Annotated in this window: 4 protein-coding genes and 1 pseudogene; 3 read left to right on the forward strand and 2 right to left on the reverse strand. The window is 63.3% G+C overall.

Going from position 1 to position 6,103, the window contains the following annotated elements; all coding sequences use genetic code 11:
• The 3 genes and pseudogenes from ACP5MM_RS09530 to pstA all read left to right on the forward strand — a co-directional run.
• Positions 1–421, forward strand: a pseudogene (locus ACP5MM_RS09530) (phosphate ABC transporter substrate-binding protein PstS); the annotation flags it as partial.
• A gap of 176 nt (positions 422–597) precedes the next feature.
• Positions 598–1,554: a phosphate ABC transporter permease subunit PstC gene (pstC, locus tag ACP5MM_RS09535; protein WP_427932213.1), complete on the forward strand. Its 957-nt coding sequence runs from the start codon at positions 598–600 to the stop codon at positions 1,552–1,554.
• Positions 1,554–2,459, forward strand: coding sequence for a phosphate ABC transporter permease PstA (pstA, locus tag ACP5MM_RS09540; protein ID WP_427932215.1), 906 nt, complete (start codon positions 1,554–1,556; stop codon positions 2,457–2,459). Before pstC ends, pstA begins: the two co-directional genes overlap by 1 nt.
• A 9-nt stretch (positions 2,460–2,468) precedes the next feature.
• On the opposite strand, the gene ACP5MM_RS09545 is transcribed toward pstA, so the two are convergent.
• Together ACP5MM_RS09545 and ACP5MM_RS09550 are read right to left on the reverse strand one after the other, a co-directional pair.
• Positions 2,469–5,501 (reverse strand): efflux RND transporter permease subunit, encoded by a 3,033-nt coding sequence (locus tag ACP5MM_RS09545; protein ID WP_427932217.1) that lies wholly within the window; start codon positions 5,499–5,501, stop codon positions 2,469–2,471.
• The coding region (locus ACP5MM_RS09550; RefSeq protein WP_427934511.1) for an efflux RND transporter periplasmic adaptor subunit at positions 5,498–6,103 on the reverse strand (606 nt) is incomplete at its 5' end. The genes ACP5MM_RS09545 and ACP5MM_RS09550, both read right to left, overlap by 4 nt.

A 6,103-nucleotide genomic window follows, 5' to 3' on the forward strand; every position in this document is an offset into this window, starting at 1 on the left:
GGCCCTCAAGACCACGCCCTACGGCATCGCCTACATCGGCATCAGTTGGAAGAAGCCGGTGGAAGAAGCCCATCTGGGTCTGGCCATGCTGGAAAACCGCGCCAACCAGTTCGTGTTGCCGACGGTGGCCAATGCCAAGGTTGCAGCGGGTGAAATGGTCGCCAAGACCCCTGCCGACGAGCGCATCAGCCTGGTCTATGCCCCGGGTGCCAAGTCTTACCCCATCATCAACTACGAGTATGCCATCGTCAGCAAGACTCAGCCCAATGCCCAGGTTGCGGCGGAACTGCGCAAGTTCCTGAACTGGTCCATTGATCCCCAGGGCGGCAATGCGCCGCACTTCATTCAGGCGGTGAACTTCGTTCCCCTGCCAGACAGTGCTGTGGCCCTCTCGCGCAAGCAGATTGCCGAAATCCAGTAAGCGGTGCCCGGAGCCGGGTGTTCATGCCCGGCTCTTTCTGATATTTTTTGCGGGCTTCTCTACTTTTATCCAGGCGCTTTGGAAAGCGGCATCACGGCTTGCCCTGGCAAGGGAGCGCCACCTGTTTTCCAAAACGTCGTTTTTGAGGTACTCATGTCGGTACGAGACAAAACACTATGAAATTCCCGGTCTTTCGCAGTTCCCTGGTGGCCATGGCCAGCCTGCTGCCTTTGTCCCTGCTGGCGCTGATCACCTTTCTCACCCTCTACTCCTGGCCGGCCATTCAATACAACCAGTTTCATTTTCTCTGGACCAATGACTGGGACCTGGGCAATCTCTACGGCAATCCGGTGATGGAACACGGCTTCCAGGTCATGCCTCATGCCCGTTACGGCATCTGGTTCCTGATCGTCGGCACCGTGGCCAGTTCCTTCATCGCCATGGTCCTGGCCCTCCCGCTGGCCATCGGTGCGGCGGTTTTTTTGTCGGAGGGAATGCGCAAATCCCGGGCGGCGCCCCTATCCCTCTTTGTGGACCTTCTGGCGAGCATTCCCAGCGTGGTGTATGGGCTTTGGGGGTACGCGGTGCTGGTTCCGCTCCTGGGTCAGCATGTCTATCCGGCCATGGCCCATGCCCTGTCCTTCGTACCTTTCTTTGGCGGTGCCCCGGGGAGCGGCTACGGTCTGCTCACGGCATCCCTGGTATTGACCGTCATGATCGTACCGCTCATTTCCGCCACCCTCCGCGAATCCATCAACATGACCGACCCGGCCCTCAAGGAAGCGGGGCGCAGCCTGGGTTTGAGCCGCCTCGAAGTCTTTTGGCATGTGGTCCTGCCCAAACTCCGCACCGTGGTCATTGGCGTTAGCATCCTGGCCCTCGGCCGCGCGCTGGGGGAAACCATGGCGGTGTTGATGGTCAGCGGCAATGCCCTCAATTATCTGCCCAACAATATTTACACGCCGATCTCCACCATGGCGGCCTTCATTGCCTCGCAACTGGATAGCGCCTTGCAGGACCCCACCAATATGGCCGTCCAGGCCCTCTCGGAAATCGCCCTGGTCCTTTTGCTCATAGCCGTGGCAGTGAATATCATTGCCCGCCTGATATTGTGGATGGCGAGGGTACGCTGATGGCCACTGAAACGATGGAAACGATGAAAATCAAGGCAGTGGAAAGAAGGTATGCGCCTTCCTTGCGCCGCCAATGGGGTAACACGCTGGGCTGGCTGGCCATCATGGCCGCTTTTCTGATCCTGGCAGGGGCCTTTTTCTCCATTATTGGCGAGGTGATGGTCAAGGCCCTACCGGTGCTGCGCCCGGCTCTGTTCACGGAGATCACCAACGGGATTGGCGGCGGCCTGAAGAATGCCATCGAAGGTTCCCTCGTGCTTTCCCTTGGTTCCCTGCTGGTTGCTGCGCCCATTGGCATTGCGGCGGGGATCTATCTCTCCGAGCATGGCGCGGGCCGCTGGGGCAGCGCGCTGCGTTTTCTCTCGGACGTGCTGGTGGGCGTGCCGAGCATCGTTCTGGGATACTTTGGTTACATCGCCATGGTGATTTATCTGGGTTGGCAGTTTTCCGTCGCCGCCGGCGTGATTACCCTGGCGGTGATGCTGCTCCCCTATATCGCCCGCTCCACCGAATTGGCCATGGCCAATATTCCCAACGCCGTGCGCGAGGCGGGATATGGGCTGGGCGCCGGAGAAGGTCATCTCGTCTTCAAGGTGCTCCTGCCGGGCGCGGCGCCGGCCATCATGACCGGGATATTCTATGCCGTGGCCCTGTCCATGGGCGAGACGGCCCCCTTGCTGTATACGGCGGGTTGGTCCAATTACATGTGGAATGGCCACATGACTCAAGAACCCATCGGCTATCTGACCTATGTGATCTGGTCCTTCATCAACGAACCCTTCGCCGAATCGCACATGCTCGCCTTTGCCGCCGCCTTTCTCATCACCTTCGGCGTGCTCATGCTCATCCTGCTGGGTCGCTGGATGCTGGTCCGCAGCCAGCGCAAACTGGGCGCCTACCGCTGAGCGAAGGGCTCAGGCCCGGGCTCGGCGGCGGACGAGCCGCTCCAGGAAGCGGTAGATTCCGGGCATGATCAGGAGTACCAGCGGCACCTCCACGATCAAGCCGGAGATGATGGCAATGGCCAAAGGCGCCTGCATCTGCGCCCCCGCTCCCAGGCCGAGGGCGAGGGGCAGCAAGGCCAGCATGGCGATGATGGCGGTCATGAGAATGGGGCGCAGGCGCGCGCGCCCGGCGCGAATCAACTCTGCCACATCGCTGTTCTGCGCCTCGGCGAAGTAAAAAATGGCCGTTTCGGTGACGATGCCGACAATCATGGTCATGCCGATCATGGCCGTGATGTTCCGTTGGGTGCCGGTGAGCCAGAGGCCTACGAACACGCCGCCCAGGGCGAGCAGGGCCGTCGCCAGGATGCTGATGACGATGGTGAAGCGTTCATAGAGGAAGAGCAGCAGCACCGCCACCAGCAGGATCGCCGCCACCAGCACCATGGCCAGTTCCCGCATGGCCTGCTGCTGCTCCTGATAAAGCCCCCCGTACTGGAGATAGACCCCGGGCGGCAGAGTAAGATGGGCCAGGCGCGCCTGCACTTCGTGCATGACCGTACCCATGGCCCGGCCTTCGATGCGCGCGGTCACCGCCACCATGGGCTTGAGATTTTCCTGATTCAACTCCGCCTGTCCGGCTTGGGCGTTGATGGTGGCCACCCTGGCCAGAGGGAAGTAATGGCCATCCGGGGCCAGGATGGGCAGCGCCCGCATCCGGGCCATGTCGTCCCAAATGGCGCGGGGGGCCCGTACCCGCAACCCGATGACCTCTTGCCCCTGGGGGATGCGGCTGGCCACCCGCCCGTCCATGAGGGTTTGCAGTTGCGCCGTAATCTGCGCCGGTGCCATCCCCTCCAGGGCGGCTTTGATGGGATCAATGCGGATGTTCATGGCGTCGCCGGCAATGGTGACCCCATCGAAGACCTGGGTTACGCCGGAGATGCCATGGATGGCCCCGGCAATGCGGGCAGCCGTAGCTTGCAGCACCTGGGGGTTGCTGCCGAAGACCTTGACCTCGATGGGTTGCGGCACGGCCGTGAGATCGCCGATGAGGTCTTCCATGAGCTGGCCCGTTTCCACCCGCAAGCCGGGCACTTGGTCATGGATACGCTGACGGACGCTTTGCATGATCTGCCAGATGCTGCGACTGCGGTGTTTTTTCAGGCGGATGAAAAAGTCACCCTGGTTGGCCTCGGTAATGCCGCCGCCCAATTGCAGGCCGGTGCGGCGAGAGTAGCTGGCGACTTCCGGTGTCCGGGCGAGTATCTGCTGCACCTGCTCCAGGAGGCGGTCGGTTTCCGCCAGAGAGGTGCCGGGGGGGGCCTTGTAGTCGAGGACGAACCCTCCCTCGTCCATGTCCGGCATGAAACCGCTGCCCACCTGGGTGTAGGCCCAGCCCCCGAGGCCCACCAGCGCCAGGACGATGGGCAGGAGGAGGAACGGCCGTGCCAGCAAGCCGCCCAGGAATGCCCCGTAGCGCTCCTTCACCCGACCCATGACGCGCCCTTCCCGCTCGGCCGCCTCGGCATCCTGACGACGCAGGAGGGCATCGGCCAAGAGCGGCACGGCGAGATAGGCCACCAGAAAGGAGATGACCAGGGCGGCGGCGATGGCAATGGCGAGGGCCTGGAAAAAGGCCCCCGTAACGCCCGACAGGAAGGCCAGCGGTGCAAAGATGATGATGGTGGCCGCCGAGGAACCCGCCAGGGGCCGGCTCATCTCCAGGGCGGAATGCAGCACCGGCACCTTTTCCCCGGGGTGCTCGGCGATGCGGCGCATGATGTATTCGAGCATGACCACGGCATCGTCCACCACCAGCCCAACGGCTGCCGCCATGCCGCCGAGGGTCATGATATTGAAACTCATGTGCAGCACATAGAGGATGAGCACGCTGGCCAGGAGCACGCTGGGCAGCACGATGGCCACGATGAAGGTAAGCCGCAGGTTGCGCAGGAAAACCAGCAGCACCAGGGCGGCCAGGGCGGCACCGATGAAGATGGCATCGCGCACGCTGCTGGCGGCGCTGGTGATGAGTTGGCTCTGGTCGTACCAGGTGCTGATCTTGACCCCCGCCGGAATGCTTTTGGCCTCCGTGCGCAGCAGGCGGCGAATGGTCTGGTCGATGGCGACGGTGTTGGCGCCGATCTGTTCTTTGATATTGACCAGGACCGCCGGCTTGCCGTTGGCCGTCACCGTCGTCCATTGCGGCACGGTGCCCTGCCGCACCTGGGCGACGTCATCCAGCTCCACCACCCCGTCCGCGCCGGTCTTGAGCACGGTATGGCCGATATCCGTGACATTTTTCAGGGGGCTTTGACTGAGCACCTGGTAGAGGCGGTAGTGCCTTTGCAAACGTCCCACCGCCGTGATGATGTTGTTGTCGGCCAGGGCCCGCTCCACATCGGCGCTGCTCAAGCCGTAACTTTGCAGGCGCATGGGGTCCACCACCACCTCGTACTCGGCCTGGGTGCCGCCCTGCACTTCCACCTGGGCCACGCCGGGAATGGCCAGCAGGCGCGGGCGCAGATCGTAATAGGCATAGCGGCGCAAGGCCACGGGGTCCAGGGTGGAGGAATTCAATGCCAGACCGAGGATGGGGAAGACCGTGGGATCCATGCGCCGGGCCCGGAAACGGGTATCGGGCGGCAGTTTGGGCAGGACCTGGTTGACGGCGGACTCCACCTGCAGGAGGGCCGGCACCATGGGGGTGCCCCAGGCGAACTGGACCGAAATGTCGGCGGCGCCCCGGCTGGTGGTGGAGCGGATGCGCTCCACGCCGGGCACGCCGCGCAAGGCCTGTTCCAAAGGCTGGGTGACCTCGATCTGGGTGCGGGAAATGGGCAGGTTGCCCGCATCCACGCTCACCACGACGCGCGGGAAGCTGATGGTGGGGAAGAGGGAAACCGGTAGGCGAAAGGCTGCCATGCCGCCCGCCAGGACCAGGACCACGAGCATGAAGAGGAGCGAGCGGCGGTGGCGCTGTAACCAGTCACCCATCATTGCCCACCCTCCACGCGCAAGGCCATGCCATCGTGCAGTTCATAATTGCCCAGGCTGACCACCCGTTCGCCCGCCTGAAGCCCTTTTTTCACCGCAATCCAGCCCTTTTCCTGCCAGCCGGTCTCGATCCAGCGGCGCTGGGCCCGCCCATGAACGGCCACGAAACAGTAGGAGCGGCCCTGGCTCTGCAGCACGGCGCTATCGGGTATGGCCAGGTCCCGGCCCTGTCCCACCAGGATGCGCGCATGCACCATGCCGCCGGGCAGGAGGGCCGGGTTGGCGGGAACCGGCACCACCACCTGGGCCAAACGGGTTTTGGGGTCCACCTGCCAGTAAATTTGGGTGACCCGGCCGGCGACGGGGGTGGCGCCGCCATAGACCGGCTGGATTTGCACGACATCGCCGCGATGGACGCGGGTCAGGTCTTCGGGTTCCACCCCCAACAGGACCCGCAATTGATCGCCCTTGCTCAAACGCAGCAGCGGCTGACCGGCCGGAACCAAGTCCCCTTGATGCACCGCCACCGATTCCACCACCCCGTTCATGGGGGCACGCAAGGCGCCGCTCTGGAGCGTATGCAAACGGGCGCCGATATCCCGTAA

Source organism: Acidithiobacillus sp. (assembly GCF_049965315.1).
Taxonomy (GTDB): Bacteria; Pseudomonadota; Gammaproteobacteria; order Acidithiobacillales; family Acidithiobacillaceae; genus Acidithiobacillus_B.